11 protein-coding genes and 2 pseudogenes are annotated in these 13226 nt (G+C 66.5%); 9 read left to right on the top strand and 4 right to left on the bottom strand.

The window, feature by feature from the left end:
- From QOC69_RS21640 to hutI, 8 genes are all read left to right on the top strand, one after another.
- Positions 1-863 (top strand): ATP-binding cassette domain-containing protein (locus QOC69_RS21640; protein ID WP_526443393.1); only part of this gene is annotated, 863 nt, incomplete at its 5' end.
- On the top strand, positions 860-1504 hold the full coding sequence (locus QOC69_RS21635; RefSeq protein ID WP_526443391.1) for an ABC transporter permease: 645 nt from the start codon (positions 860-862) through the stop codon (positions 1502-1504). The genes QOC69_RS21640 and QOC69_RS21635, both read left to right, overlap by 4 nt.
- The gene (locus QOC69_RS21630) at positions 1501-2241 is read left to right on the top strand and encodes an ABC transporter permease (protein ID WP_526443389.1); all 741 of its coding nucleotides are present in this window, start codon (positions 1501-1503) and stop codon (positions 2239-2241) included. Before QOC69_RS21635 ends, QOC69_RS21630 begins: the two co-directional genes overlap by 4 nt.
- A gap of 39 nt (positions 2242-2280) precedes the next feature.
- The gene (locus QOC69_RS21625; protein ID WP_526443387.1) at positions 2281-3207 is read left to right on the top strand and encodes an ABC transporter substrate-binding protein; all 927 of its coding nucleotides are present in this window, start codon (positions 2281-2283) and stop codon (positions 3205-3207) included.
- A gap of 30 nt (positions 3208-3237) precedes the next feature.
- Positions 3238-4956, top strand: a complete 1719-nt coding sequence (hutU, locus tag QOC69_RS21620) for a urocanate hydratase (protein WP_526443386.1) — start codon at positions 3238-3240, stop codon at positions 4954-4956.
- The gene (locus tag QOC69_RS21615) at positions 4956-6179 is read left to right on the top strand and encodes an allantoate amidohydrolase (RefSeq protein WP_526443384.1); all 1224 of its coding nucleotides are present in this window, start codon (positions 4956-4958) and stop codon (positions 6177-6179) included. Before hutU ends, QOC69_RS21615 begins: the two co-directional genes overlap by 1 nt.
- On the top strand, positions 6176-7549 hold the full coding sequence (locus QOC69_RS21610; RefSeq protein ID WP_526443382.1) for a formimidoylglutamate deiminase: 1374 nt from the start codon (positions 6176-6178) through the stop codon (positions 7547-7549). Before QOC69_RS21615 ends, QOC69_RS21610 begins: the two co-directional genes overlap by 4 nt.
- Positions 7546-8727 (top strand): imidazolonepropionase, encoded by a 1182-nt coding sequence (gene hutI, locus QOC69_RS21605; protein WP_526443380.1) that lies wholly within the window; start codon positions 7546-7548, stop codon positions 8725-8727. The genes QOC69_RS21610 and hutI overlap by 4 nt, the downstream gene beginning before the upstream one ends.
- 92 nt (positions 8728-8819) lie before the next feature.
- Here the strand turns inward: hutI and QOC69_RS21600 are convergent, their stop codons facing one another.
- On the bottom strand, positions 8820-9434 hold the full coding sequence (locus QOC69_RS21600) for a hypothetical protein (protein WP_526443378.1): 615 nt from the start codon (positions 9432-9434) through the stop codon (positions 8820-8822).
- Between the two features lie 215 nt (positions 9435-9649).
- On the opposite strand from QOC69_RS21600, the gene QOC69_RS21595 reads away from it, so the two are divergent.
- On the top strand, positions 9650-10096 hold the full coding sequence (locus QOC69_RS21595; protein WP_526443376.1) for a MarR family winged helix-turn-helix transcriptional regulator: 447 nt from the start codon (positions 9650-9652) through the stop codon (positions 10094-10096).
- A 278-nt stretch (positions 10097-10374) separates the two neighbouring features.
- Here the strand turns inward: QOC69_RS21595 and QOC69_RS21590 are convergent, their stop codons facing one another.
- From QOC69_RS21590 to QOC69_RS21580, 3 genes and pseudogenes are all read right to left on the bottom strand, one after another.
- Positions 10375-11985: a GGDEF domain-containing protein gene (locus QOC69_RS21590; protein ID WP_526443374.1), complete on the bottom strand. Its 1611-nt coding sequence runs from the start codon at positions 11983-11985 to the stop codon at positions 10375-10377.
- Between the two features lie 133 nt (positions 11986-12118).
- A pseudogene (locus QOC69_RS21585) lies at positions 12119-12599 on the bottom strand (transposase); the annotation flags it as partial.
- 145 nt (positions 12600-12744) lie between these two features.
- Positions 12745-13116, bottom strand: a pseudogene (locus QOC69_RS21580) (hypothetical protein); the annotation flags it as partial.
- Positions 13117-13226: the final 110 nt, after the last annotated feature.

Below are 13226 nucleotides of genomic sequence, written 5' to 3'. Positions count from 1 at the left end.
TCCAGAACGCCGGGCTCTTTCCGCATCGCACCGTCGTCGACAACGTGGCCGCTCTGCCGCGGTTGCTCGGCGGGAGCAAGAAGGAAACACGTTCGGCGGCAATGGGACTGCTGGAGCGCGTCGGCCTGGACGCGAAGTTCGCCGGCCGGTACCCATGGCAGCTCTCCGGCGGTCAGCAGCAGCGCGTCGGAGTCGCCCGCGCGCTGGCGACCGATCCCCCCTTCCTTCTGATGGACGAGCCGTTCAGTGCCGTCGACCCCATCGTCCGAAGTCAGCTGCAGGACGAGTTCCTGCGCCTTCAGGCCGACATCTCCAAGACGATCGTCATGGTGACCCACGACATCGATGAAGCCCTCAAGCTGGGTGACCAAGTCGCGGTGCTGCGTGAGGGCGGAACCCTGGCCCAGATAGCGACTCCCGCCGACCTGCTGGCCGCACCCAGCGATGCGTTCGTGGCCGACTTCGTCGGGTCCGCGCGGGGCTATCGGGCACTGGGGTTCCACAATTCGGACGAACTTCTCGTGCTGACGGACGAACCGACCATCACCGTGGGACAGAGCGTATCGACGATTCCGCCCGCTCAGGGCCGGTGGATCCTGGTGGTCGACGCGGACAACGCGCCGATCGGCTGGGTCGACACCGCAGCCGTACGCGGTGAAACGGTTCAGGACGGCGACGTCAACCTCTGTGCCACCTCGGCGCATCGGGGCGATCCGCTACGCGACCTGCTCAACTCCGCTCTGTCGAGTCCGAGTGGTCGCTGTGTGGTCACCGACGAGTCGGGAGTGTTGCTCGGCACCGCCACCGACCACGACGTCATCGACGCCATCAGGCGAGCCAAGGACGCGAGGTCTGCATCATGAACTGGATCTCGTCCAACATCGATCGCATCATCGAGCTCACCATCAGCCACGTCTGGCTCACGCTGGCACCGACGATCATCGGCCTCGTCGTTGCGCTCCCCCTCGGGTGGTGGGCCCACCGATGGGGACGTGGGTACGCGGCCATCGTCGGAACCGCGGGTCTGCTCTACACCATTCCTTCGCTCGCCCTATTCATCATCCTGCCGGTCATTCTCGGCACGAAGATCCTCGATCCGATCAACATCGTTGTGGCGCTGACGCTTTACACCCTCGCCTTGCTGGTACGCGTCGTCGCCGACGGCCTGAGCTCGGTGCCGCACGACACCGTGGCCGCCGCCGAGGCCATGGGGTATCGCAGCTGGCAGCGACTGCTGTTGGTCGAACTGCCCGTCGCCGTGCCCGTCATTGCGGCGGGACTGCGGGTTGCGGTGGTGTCCAACGTCAGCATCGTGACCATGGCCGCCCTGCTGGGCATCCCACAGCTCGGTTCGCTGTTCACGCAAGGGTTTCAGCTCAGGCTCTACGTTCCGCTCGTCACCGGAGTCGTCCTGTGCGTCGTGCTCGCGGTCATCTTCGACGGCTTGATCATCTGGTTGAACAAGCTCCTAACCCCCTGGCGGCAAAGGACGGTCACCTCGTGAACATCTTCGGCTGGTTCACCGACCCGGCGAATTGGGCGGGTTCGGACGGTATCCCCGCCCAGGTCGGCTACCACCTCCTGTACTCGGCGATCGCACTGCTGGCTGCCCTGGCGATCGGGGTCCCGCTCGGAATCGTCATCGGCTACACGGGACGAGGCGAAGCGGTGGTCGCCGGGTTCGCCAACGCATTGCGGGCGCTCCCGACGCTGGGGCTCCTGGTGCTGCTCTTCCTGGTCATCTCGCCGGTCGTCACCGGGCAGCTCGTCTACGTCCTGCCCACCAACGTCGTGCTCGTCCTCCTGGCGGTTCCGCCGATCCTCACCGGAACGTACGCCGGCATTCAGACCGCCGACCCGGACGCGGTCGGCGCGGCCCGCGGGATGGGCTTCACCAGGCGTCAAATCCTGCTGCGGGTTCAACTTCCGTGCGCCTTGCCACTCATGATCTCGGGGGTCAGAAGCTCGACCCTGCAAATCATTTCGACGGCCACGATCGCGGCGTATCTCGGTCTTCAAGGTCTTGGCCGGTTCATTCTCGACGGCAGAGCCCAGGCTGACTTCGCCGAAATGGCCGGGGGCGCCATCCTCGTCGCCCTGCTCGCAATCATCCTCGAGTTCAGCTTCGCCTGGCTCGGTCGAATCATCGTGTCGCCGGGTCTGCGGCGCACCGCATCGAAGTCCACCTCACCCGTCGCCACAACCGTTCCCAAGACCGTCCCCGAGCCGGCCGCCACCTAGGTGCCACCCGGGGCCGATCATCACATCAGGAGAAATCTCATGAAGAAGCGCACGATCCTCTCAGCCATGGCAGTCACCTCGGTGCTCGCGGTATCCGCTTGCGGCGGCGGCGGTGGCGGTGATCCGCTCTCGGGAGGCGGGGACAACACCGGCTCCTCGGGTTCACAGATCATCATCGGCTCGGCCGACTTCACCGAGAGTCAGCTGATCGCCAGCATCTATTCACAGGCATTGCAGGCCGCCGGGGTACAGGTCAAGGAGCAGTTCAACATCGGAAGCCGCGAGGTCTACATCGCGGCCCTGAAGGACAGCTCGATCGATCTGGTTCCGGAGTACTCCGGTGCACTGCTGAGCTACCTCGATCCGAAGTCCACCGCGGCGACGACCGAATCGGTGACGAACGAGCTCAAGGGCAAATTGCCGTCGGGGATCTCCCTGCTGACGCCGTCGCCCGCCGAGGACAAGGACGTCCTGGCCGTGACGAAGGCGACCGCCGACAAGTACAAGCTCAAGACGATCTCGGATCTGGCCCCCGTCGCGGGTGAACTCGTTCTCGGCGGACCGCCGGAATGGAAGACCAGGACCCAGGGTGTGGTTGGGCTTCGCGACCTGTACGGCCTGAACTTCAAGGACTTCGTCAGTCTCGACGCCGGCGGCACGCTGACGATGACGGCACTGGTCAATGGACAGATCCAGGCCGGAGACCTGTTCAGCACCGACCCCGGCCTCCTCAAGAACAACCTTGTCGCCCTCGAGGATGACAAGTCCTTGTTCGCCGCGGAGAACGTCGTTCCACTGATCAAGACCGCCAAGGAGAACGACACCATCACCAAGACGCTCAACGACGTCTCGGCGAAGCTCACCACCGCCGACCTCATCACGATGAACGGCGAGGCCGCCACCGGAACCAACCTCGCTGACATCGCGAAGAAGTGGCTCGCCGGCGCAGGCATCAGCGGATCATAGGAACCACTCGTTCAAAGGATTACCTCTCTCATGGTTACACCCTCATCTGGAACCGCTGTGTCCTCCAAGGTCGTCGGTCCCCGTCCCGTCCGTGCCGCGCGCGGAACCGAAATCTCCTGCAAGGGTTGGCAACAGGAAGCCGTCCTTCGCATGTTGATGAACAATCTCGATCCCGAGGTCGCCGAACATCCCGACGACCTCATCGTCTACGGCGGAACCGGGCGCGCGGCACGCAGCTGGCCCGCGTTCGATGCCCTGGTCCGTACGCTGCGCGGTCTCGAGGACGACGAGACCATGCTGGTGCAGTCCGGTAAACCGGTCGGAGTCTTCCGCACCAACGTCTGGGCTCCGCGCGTGCTGATCGCGAACTCGAACCTGGTGGGCGACTGGGCCAACTGGGAGCAGTTCCGCAAACTGGAGGCCGAAGGGCTGACGATGTACGGCCAGATGACGGCGGGATCCTGGATCTACATCGGCACCCAGGGCATTCTGCAGGGCACCTACGAGACGTTCGGGGCCATCGCCAAGAAGCTCGCGGCCTCCGGCCGGTATGAGCACAGTGGCGGCACCCTGGCCGGCACCATCACACTCACCGGCGGTGTCGGCGGCATGGGTGGCGCGCAGCCGCTGGCGGTCACCATGAACGAAGGCGTCGCGATCTGCGTCGACGTGGATACCAGCCGCATCGACCGCCGGATCGCCAAGCGCTACCTCGACGTCAAGGCCAAGGATCTCGACGATGCTCTCGCCCTGGCCATCGAGGCGCGAGATGCCAGGCGACCCTTGTCCATCGGCGTGGTCGGCAACGCCGCCGAGATCTTCCCTGCGCTGCTCGAGCGGGACGCACCAATCGACATCGTCACCGACCAGACCTCGGCGCACGACCCGCTGTCCTACCTGCCCATCGGCATCGAGCTCGACGACATGAAGAAGATGGCCGAGAAGGACCCCGTTTACTTCACCGAGCAGGCGCAGGAGTCGATGGCCAAACAGGTCGCCGCCATGGTCGGGTTCCTGGACAAGGGCGCGGAGGTCTTCGACTACGGCAACTCGATCCGCGACGAAGCCCGAAAGGCCGGTTACGACCGCGCATTCGACTTCCCCGGATTCGTTCCCGCCTACATCCGGCCCCAGTTCGAGGAAGGTCTCGGACCGTTCCGCTGGGCCGCCCTGTCCGGCGACCCGAAAGACATCGCAGCCACCGACAAGGCGATCCTCGAGCTCTTCCCCGACAACGCGCACCTACGGCGGTGGATCACCATGGCCGGTGAGCGCGTCGAGTTCGAAGGACTCCCGGCGCGCATCTGCTGGCTCGGCTACGGCGAACGCCACCGTGCCGGTTTGAAGTTCAACGAGATGGTTGCCTCCGGCGAGGTGTCGGCGCCGATCGTCATCGGCCGCGACCACCTCGACTCGGGTTCGGTGGCCTCGCCTTACCGCGAGACCGAGTCGATGCTCGACGGTTCGGACGCGATCGCCGACTGGCCCCTGCTCAACGCACTGCTCAACACCGCCTCCGGTGCCACCTGGGTCTCGATCCATCACGGCGGTGGCGTCGGCATGGGCCGCTCCATCCACGCCGGACAGGTCTCCGTCGCCGACGGGACCGCGTTGGCGGCCCAGAAGCTCGAACGCGTGCTGACCAACGACCCCGGCATGGGGGTGATCCGCCACGCCGACGCCGGATATGAGTACGCGACGCAGGTGGCGGCCGAGCGCGGGGTGCGAATCCCCATGCAGGAGAGCTAATGACGGCATTCGACTCGCTGTGGACCGCCATCCTCGACGTCGGGCAGGACAAGGACACCCGCGGCTACCGCCGGTTCGCCTGGTCCGACGCCGACCTGACCCTGCGCGAATGGTTCCGCGGCTGCGCCGCCGAGCGAGGCATGGACATCGAGGAGGACCGCAACGGGAACCTGTGGGCGTGGTGGCTGCCGCCGGGATGGACCGGCGATCCGACGAACGCGTTCGTCACCGGTTCCCATCTGGATTCGGTACCCGACGGCGGACCGTTCGACGGGCCGCTGGGCGTCGTGTCGGCCTTCGCCGCGATCGACATCGTGCGCGCGCGTGGCGTGGTTCCGACGGTCCCGGTGGCCGTGGCAGCGTTCTCCGACGAGGAGGGTGCGCGCTTCGGTGTCGCCTGCGTGGGATCGCAGCTGTCGACGGGCGCGCTGAGCGCCGACCGGGCCCGCGGGCTGAGCGATATCGACGGCGTCACGCTCGCCGAGGCGATGACCCGCGCCGGGCGCAGGCCCGAACACCTCGGCGTGGACACCACCTTGACCGACCGCATCGGTGTCTACGTCGAACTCCACGTCGAGCAGGGCCGCGCGCTCGATCTCGTCGACCGCCCGATCGCGGTGGCCTCGGCGATCTGGCCCCACGGGCGCTGGGAGTTCACGTTCTGCGGTGCGGCGAACCATGCCGGCACAACGCGTTTGGCCGACCGGCGCGATCCGATGCTGGCGTTTGCGTCGTCGGTGCATTCCGCGCGCACGGCGGCCACCCTGCACGAGGCGGTCGCCACGTTCGGGAAGGTTCTGGTGTCACCGAACGGTGCCAACGCGATACCGTCGCGGATCCGGGCCTGGCTCGACGCTCGCGCTGCGGACGAGGCGACGCTGACCGCGCTCGTCGATCAGATCAGCGCCGAAGCCCGCGGCCACGCGGCGCTGGACGGCATCGACCTGCAGGTGGCCGTCGAATCCATCACGCCCATAGTCGAATTCCCCGATGGGCCGCGGGCCCGCCTGCAACGGGCGCTGGCCCGCCTCGGCGACATCCCCGTGCTGCCCACCCAGGCCGGCCATGACGCAGGCATCCTGTCCGCCAAGGTGCCAACGGCGATGCTCTTCGTGCGCAATCCGACCGGCGTGTCGCACTCCCCGGAAGAGCATGCGGAGGCCGACGACTGCAACCTGGGCGCCGAAGCGCTGGCCGACGTCATGGCGGAGTGGGTGACGTGACCACCTGGTGGTGCGAGTACGCGTGGCTGGGCGGCGACACCGTGTCGGAACGGGTCCTGATCACGGTGGCAGACGGCCGGATCACCGCGATCGACGCCGACACGCCAGCGCTCCCGTCGTCGCAGCGACTGCCGGGCCTGGTGCTGCCCGGCATGGCGAACGCGCATTCGCACGCGTTCCATCGGGCTCTTCGCTCCCGCACCCAGCGGGGGCGTGGCTCGTTCTGGACGTGGCGCGACCTGATGTATCAGGCGGCGGATCGGCTGGACCCCGACAGCTACCGACGCCTCGCCCGCGGCGTCTACGCCGAAATGGCTTTGGCCGGAATCACTTCCGTCGGCGAGTTCCACTACCTGCACCACGGCGTCGACGGCGTGCCGTATGCCGACCACAACGCGATGGGCCACGCGGTGATGGGCGCTGCCGCCGACGCCGGTCTGCGGTTGACCCTGCTGGACACCTGCTATCTCAGCTCCGGTGTGGACGGGACACCGTTGGCGCCGGGACCGCAACGGCGCTTCGGCGACGGCAGCGGCGACGCATGGGCCGAGCGGGTGGAGGCACTGCACGCTGAGGCGGCCACTGCCGGCGGGCCGGACGTCATCGTCGGGGCAGCATTGCACTCGGTTCGGGGAGTACCGCTCGAGCACATGTCACCCGTCGTGGAGTGGGCGGACGCGCACCGGGCCCCACTGCACGTGCACTCCTCGGAACAGACCGGGGAAGTCGACCAGTGCATCGCCGTTCACGGCTGCACCCCAACGGCATTGCTGCGTGACGCGGGCGCGCTCGGGCCCCGCACCACCGCGGTGCACGCCACGCATCTCACCGACGACGACCTGTCCGATCTCGATCGGACCGCGACCGGGGTGTGCTTCTGCCCCACCACCGAACGCGACCTCGGCGACGGGATCGGCCCGGCGGCCGTGTTACTCGCCGGCAGCGGATTGTTCAGTCTCGGGTCGGATTCGCACGCGGTGATCGACCTGTTCGAGGAAGCCCGGGCCACCGAACTCGACGAGCGCCTGGCCCGTCGCGAACGTGGCGTCATCGCCGCCGAGAGATTGCTTCGAGCCGCCACCGTCGACGGCCAGCATGCGCTCGGATGGACGGATGCAGGGACGTTGAGTATCGGCGCGCGTGCCGATCTGGTGGCCGTGGACCTGCAGTCGATTCGCACGGCGGGCGGCGGCGCGGCCGTGGAAACCATCGTGTTCGCCGCCACCGCAGCCGACGTCACCGACGTGGTCGTCGACGGGCGCGTCGTGGTCGCCGAGCGTCGACACCTCGGCATCGACGATCCCGGTGCTCTGTTGGCCGAGGCAGTATCGGACTTGATGGACGCACCCGCGAGGGAGCATGCGCGGTGACCGTCCTCTACCGCGGAATCGGTGAGCTCGTCACCAACGACCCGAGCCAGGGCGATGGGAGCCCCCTCGGCATCATCGAGGACGCCGCCCTCGTGGTCGACGGCGACCGCATCGCGTGGGTCGGGCAACGGGCCCACGCGCCGGACGCGGACCAATCCGTGGAATTCGGTGAATCGAGCGTGATCCCCGGATTCGTGGACAGTCACGCACATCTGGTCTTCGCCGGCGAGCGGTCGGCAGAGTTCGCGGCCCGGATGAGTGGCCAACCCTATGCCGCGGGTGGCATCGCCACGACCGTCGCCGCGACGCGGGCGGCCGACGACGCGGCCCTCGCCGGCGGGGTCGAGCGGCTGGCCAACGAGCTCATCCACGGCGGAGTCACGACGTTCGAGACCAAGAGCGGCTACGGGTTGACCGTCGTCGACGAATCCCGATCGCTGCAGGTGGCGGCCCAATTCACCACGGAGACGACGTATCTCGGCGCTCACGTCGTGCCCCAGGAGTTTCGCGACGATCGGGACGGCTACGTCGCCCTGGTGACCGGGCCGATGCTCGACGCGTGTGCACCGCTGGCGCGGTGGATCGATGTCTTCTGCGACAAGGGGGCATTCGACGTCGACGAGAGCCGCGCCATCCTGACTGCGGGAGTCGCCGCGGGTCTCATTCCTCGACTGCACGCCGGACAGCTCGGCCCTGGAGCGGGAATCCAGCTGGCCGTCGAGCTGCAGGCGGCCTCGGTCGACCACTGCACCTACGCGTCCGACGCCGACCTCGAGGCCCTTGCCGGCGCGGCCGACACCACCGTGGCAACGCTTCTCCCCGGAGCCGAATTCTCTACCCGCGCAAGGTGGCCGGACACACGGCGGTTCATCGATGCCGGGGCGACCGTGGCGCTGGCGACCGACTGCAACCCCGGGAGCTCGTACACCACCAGCATGTCCTTCTGCATCGCGGTCGCTGTTCGCGACATGAATTTCACTCCAGCACAGGCATTGTGGTCGGCGACCAGCGGCGGCGCCGCGGCCCTGCGGCGCGACGACATCGGGGTACTGTCCATGGGACGTCGTGCCGACTTCGTTCGGCTGGACGCTCCGTCGTACATCCATCTGGCCTACCGGCCTGGCGTGCCCCTTGTCCAGGATGTGGTTGCGGGGGGTCGGCTTCTTCCGCGGCGGTAACGCCCGCTGCGCTGGAGTCCGCACCCGCAGACGTACGGCACCGGCGCGGTCGACACGTGTCCGCGTCGGCCGCGCCGGTTTCGTTGGGCAGCTTAACTGTCGGCAAGCGCGCGGTCCAGATCCTTCCTGGCTTCGGTCACCGCCTGCAGAATCTTGGTGCGGGCCTCGGCTAGCGTGGCCTTCTGCTCGTCGGTGCCCGTCCACACGATCGACCTGGCTCGGCCGGCGACCTCGAACAGTTCCTTGCGGATCTTGAACACGTCGACGAATTGTCCGGCACGCTTGAGGAAGGCCCGCGCGGTCTCGCTGGTGATACCACGCCAGGCCAGCAGGTTGCGGCCCAGGTCAGTCAGTGTGGCCACGCCGTTGTCCACCGACACCAGCCCGCGTCCGGCGAGCAACCCGACGGCCAGCTCTGCGATCTCCACGGGCGGGGTCAACGCGCCCTCGGTGGCGTCGGAGACACGTTGCACGATCTGGGCGGCGTCAGCCGGGCCGTCCAGAAGCACCGCCGCGGTGCCGAATGCCGCGCGCTTGAGGCCATGCCCCGACCCAGGACCGAAACCTCCAGCCCCCGGACCGCCAAAGCCCGGTCCACCAAAGCCGCCGAAACCCGGTCCGCCAAAGCCGCCGAAACCTGGTCCGCCAAAGGCCGGTCCGCCAAGGCCGCCGAAGCCGGGGCCGCCTAAGAATCCTTCAAAAGACATGAGTCTGGTCCTTCCGTGATGGGGGCGGTTGCGGCGGTTAGCCGCTGCAACCACTAACAAGCTCCTTGATACTCACGGCTTCCATGTGTGTCAAGTAGCTTGATGGTTGTGACACTCGTCGACTGCCGCGCACGCCTCGGCCGGCGCGCAGCCGAGCACGGTGAGATCGGCCGTGTGCCGTGGTCAACCGGTGGGAGCGTGTCAACATATGGGGCATGAGCCAATCTGACGACGAGCCGTTGGGTTACTTGCTGTACCGCGTGATGGCGACGCTGCGGCCGCAGCTTGCCGTTGAGCTGGGCGCGTTGGGGATCGGAGTGCCCGAATTCGTCTGCATGCGCATCTTGTCCATGAACCCTGGGCTTACCAGTGCGGAGATGGCTCGCGGGACCAAGGTGTCGGCGCAAGCAATGAATCAGATCCTGCACGCATTGGAAGACCGGGGCGCGGTGACGCGGCCGGCATCGACACCGGCGGGCAAGCCCATGCCTGCGCGATTGACGAAACGCGGCAAAGCCTTGCTCAAAAGCGCCGATGCCGCAGCCCATCTGGCCGATCAGCGGATACTCACCGGACTCAGCGTCGACCAGCAACGCCAACTCAAACAGCTTCTCGCCGCGGTCGGGACCCCCGCATCCGACGTGGCTCAGCCGACTGGTTGACACCCGTTCGGCATAGGCCAGCCGCCGTCGGCGGCCACATTGCCCCCGAAGTGGTGTGCCTCGCCGGCAGCGCTCGTTTTGGATCGGCGGTCTTAATGGGTCAGCTGATCAGCGTCGAGGATATCGGTGATCCCCCGCTGCGCCGCGGTTTCTCGCAGGCACGCATCGGCACCGTCCTGCGACGTGTGAACCGAGGTGTAGCTGTCACTCCGATACTGAAGACGCACGAGGTACACCGAGTCCGGGTCGGACACCGCGGTGGCCGCGAGCGCGCGGCGTCAGTCGTTGAGGGTGGTGCAGTAGCGGGCCAGAACCCGCAAGTGCGGGGCGATCGCGGCTAGTTCGACATGTCCGAAGGCTGAGTAGATTTCCAGCAGATAGCGGTGGCCCGCGTCGGCGACCCCGACGGCGAGCACAGCTCGGTATCCCAGTCGGTTGAGCAGGGCAATCTCCGTGGGGTCGGAGTCTTCAAGGTCAACCGCAGCGAGGAACACTTCGCCGCTGGCGACCACCCTTGCGGTCGCGGGATAGTCGGCCAGCGGGTAGACGGCTGTGGTATCCACTTTGCCGAGTACTGAGAGCCCCGAAATCTGATCGCGCACACTGTGAACGCCCCGGATTGTTTGGACTCCTGTGCCGTCTTCAGTCGTCACCGATAACGACCACGCCGCCGCGTTGACGGCGTTATGCACCTGTACAGCAAGAATTTCCAACGCCGAAACAGTGTCTGGCGGACGGTGCCGGTCGAGTAGTTGGACGACACGGGGAAGCAGACGATCCGTGGCGCGTCGAGCCTCTTCCGAGACTGCTTCGCGCTCACTGGTTCCACCGGGCACCACGTGCGGCCCGGCCACCCCGACGCTGAAGCGACCTGGCCCGAGTCTCTTGGCCTCCAGCAGCGCGGCGTCGGCGGCCGCAATGAGCTCTTGCCCCGAGTGCGCCTGCGGCCCGAAAGCCGCTGCGCCCCAGCTCAGCGTGACGTTCGCGCCAATAGATCGGCGAACGGCGCGACTCGCGTCACGGGCGAACCGCTCAGTGCCGGCGAGTGTTGATCGAGGTAACAGAATGCAGAACTCATCACCGCCGAGCCGGACAGCAATCGCCCCGCTTGCTGATGAGGCGGTTTCGCTGAGCGAACTCGCCACGTGGCGCAGTAGCACGTCACCGGCAGGATGGCCGTCTCTGTCGTTGACCGCTTTGAAGCCGTCGAGATCACACACCAGAAGCGCCGGACGCTCTGTCTCCCAGTCCATCTCCTCAAAGCACCGTTCGAGTTCGCGGCGATTGGCCAGACCGGTCAGCGGGTCCTGATGAGCGAAGCGCCATACTGTGCTGAACAGCTCGGAGCGACCGATGGCCACCGCCGCGTACGCCGCGATCGCGTGCAGCAGCTGCACGTCGTCGGCGCCGAAGCGTCGGCCGTCAACACCGGTTGCCCACAGCTCCCCCCAAATGACGTCCTCGTACATCACTGGAACCGCCAGCTCGCTTTCCTTGCCGATTCCGCGCAGCCAAGCCGCCTCGGCAGGGTCTACGCTGTCGTCGTCGATGGCGATGGTGTACGGCAGGCCGTGTCGGAGCAACTCAGTGACGTGGCGGTCATCGATCACGGGATAAAGCTCGTTCTCCGGCCAGCGCTCCTCACCCTCTCCGAGAACACCGACGTTGATCAGGGTACGCACGGCGTTGTGCTGTCGCTCCCACCGGCTGATCGACACGGACGAGGCGTTGAGGGCGAGAAGTGCTTGCTCGGCAATGACTTCCAGTGCCTCGTCAAAGTAGTTCGCACGCATTACTGCGTCGGAGATCCGCAGCAGCTCCCGCAGAGCAGGAAGCTCGGCGGCTTTCGCCACGTCAAATGCGGAATGCGACTGTTGGGCTTCGGACACCAGCTCGCCAGAGGCCGCAGCGTGGCCCGTCAACCGCCGTCGTCTCAACTCCCAATCAGGCAGACTGTCCCTCCAGAACATCACCGTCCGGACCAACAACCCTACCCTTGACCTGATGGCCAGGTCATGCCCAGCGCTGGATCACCGGGTGATCGAGCACGTCGACCACCGCCTTGAGCAGGGACCTTCGAACCGTCGATCCCGACGAGCATCGGGCGGGTGACGTCCAGGCCCCGTCCACGCAGGCCCACTAGCAGGTCGGTGACCAAGGTTGCGTTCTCCGTCGAGCCCTCCACCAGCGCCAGCGGATGCTTGACCCCGTCGATACCGATACCGAGGGCCACGACACAGCGGGATTCGGCGAACTGGAGGCCGTCGATCATCAATGCGACCAGATCCAGCCCGGACAGATCTTGCGAAGGCAGCTCGGCCAGCGCGGTTTCGGTCATCGCCACGAAGCGGTCGGAGACCGCCGACTGGCTTGTCGCCGAGGATTTTTCGGCGACCTGCTCACCGACCGGCTCGAGCCCGACCGGGTGGCGGCGGGTCGAGAGCCCGGCGAGCATCTTCTCCACCGCCATCTTGCCCAGGATCCCGGTCGAGGTGAACAACTCATTCCCGACTTCGGCCAAATTAGTGCGCACTGTCCGGGGAGGTGATCTTTCTGAGGGCGTCGTGGAGGGGAATGTCGCGTCAAGACGGTGAGAATTGGGGTCGAGCTGCAGCGCGGTGCCGTCGTACACACTGAGAGTCAAAGCTTCAACAACACTCGATGACACCCCCGTCGCTGCCTCTATGACGTCGAGCTGGTCGCACGAGAGCCATCTGGTCCGGGCTGGCCGCGTAGCGATGGGAAGGTCCAGCGCGCGGGCGACAGCACGGAGCGGAAGGTCCATGCGACGAGCGGTTACTTTCGCGCCAGGAATCGATCGCTTCCCCTCGCGCCGGCGCCACTCGAAGCGGCAGCCTACTTTCCGGCACCACAGCGCTGCTGATCCGAAGGACCTCCACGGTGAAACATTCCCACGGCCGAGCACCTGCACTGCACCGACATCTCCGCCGCAACATCGCGGTCGCTGACTGGGGGTACCACCAGTGTTGAAGTTTGCCGTCAGTCTCGACGCCAAAGACGTCTAGGCGACCTGGTTGCCAAGAGACTGCCGCTCAGTCCACCGTGCTCACCGACAGGAGGGCCACCGATCCGATCACCATGGGGCACAGTCAGATACACACCGAAAGTG

The organism is Mycobacterium sp. (assembly GCF_032162105.1).
In the GTDB taxonomy this organism is placed as follows: domain Bacteria; phylum Actinomycetota; class Actinomycetes; order Mycobacteriales; family Mycobacteriaceae; genus Mycobacterium.
The sequence above is the reverse complement of the archived record's forward strand: the minus strand, read 5'-3'. Positions and strand labels throughout refer to the sequence as shown.

Coding starts and splice junctions, on each gene's coding strand:
- QOC69_RS21625 (WP_526443387.1), top strand. CDS start 2,281: ATGAAGAAGCGCACGATCCTCTCAGCCATGGCAGTCACCTCGGTGCTC.
- hutU (WP_526443386.1), top strand. CDS start 3,238: ATGGTTACACCCTCATCTGGAACCGCTGTGTCCTCCAAGGTCGTCGGT.
- QOC69_RS21635 (WP_526443391.1), top strand. CDS start 860: ATGAACTGGATCTCGTCCAACATCGATCGCATCATCGAGCTCACCATC.
- QOC69_RS21615 (WP_526443384.1), top strand. CDS start 4,956: ATGACGGCATTCGACTCGCTGTGGACCGCCATCCTCGACGTCGGGCAG.
- QOC69_RS21600 (WP_526443378.1), bottom strand. CDS start 9,434: ATGTCTTTTGAAGGATTCTTAGGCGGCCCCGGCTTCGGCGGCCTTGGC.
- QOC69_RS21595 (WP_526443376.1), top strand. CDS start 9,650: ATGAGCCAATCTGACGACGAGCCGTTGGGTTACTTGCTGTACCGCGTG.